The 742-nt window shown below is 65.5% G+C and carries 1 protein-coding gene; it reads left to right on the forward strand.

Going from position 1 to position 742, the window contains the following annotated elements; genetic code table 11:
• On the forward strand, nt 1-742 hold a 742-nt coding region (locus OCW50_RS33105), incomplete at both ends, for a methylmalonyl-CoA mutase family protein (RefSeq protein ID WP_262300406.1).

A 742-nucleotide genomic window follows, 5' to 3' on the forward strand; every position in this document is an offset into this window, starting at 1 on the left:
TCGCGCCGTTCCTGCGCGGCCCCTACCCGACCATGTACGTGAACCAGCCCTGGACCGTGCGCCAGTACGCCGGCTTCTCCACGGCGGAGGATTCCAACGCCTTCTACCGGCGCAACCTGGCGGCCGGCCAGAAGGGCCTGTCGGTGGCCTTCGATCTCGCCACCCATCGCGGCTACGATTCCGATCATCCGCGGGTGGCGGGCGACGTGGGCATGGCGGGCGTCGCGATCGATTCCATCTACGACATGCGCACGCTGTTCGCCGGCATCCCGCTCGACCGGATGAGCGTGTCGATGACCATGAACGGCGCGGTGCTCCCCGTTCTGGCGCTCTACATCGTGGCCGCCGAGGAGCAGGGCGTGCCGCCCGAAAAGCTCTCCGGCACGATCCAGAACGACATCCTGAAGGAATTCATGGTGCGCAACACCTACATCTACCCGCCCAAGGGGTCGATGCGCATCATTTCGGACATATTCGCCTACACGTCCGCCCACATGCCGAAGTTCAACTCGATCTCGATCTCCGGCTATCACATGCAGGAGGCGGGCGCGACGCAGGATCTCGAGCTCGCCTACACGCTCGCCGACGGCGTCGAGTACATCCGCGCCGGCATCGCGGCCGGGCTCACCATCGACCAGTTCGCCCCGCGCCTGTCCTTCTTCTGGGCGGTGGGCATGAACTTCTTCATGGAAGTGGCCAAGATGCGCGCCGCGCGCCTGCTTTGGGCGAAGCTCGTGAAGGG

It is taken from the genome of Microvirga sesbaniae, assembly GCF_025460805.1.
In the GTDB taxonomy this organism is placed as follows: domain Bacteria; phylum Pseudomonadota; class Alphaproteobacteria; order Rhizobiales; family Beijerinckiaceae; genus Microvirga; species Microvirga sesbaniae.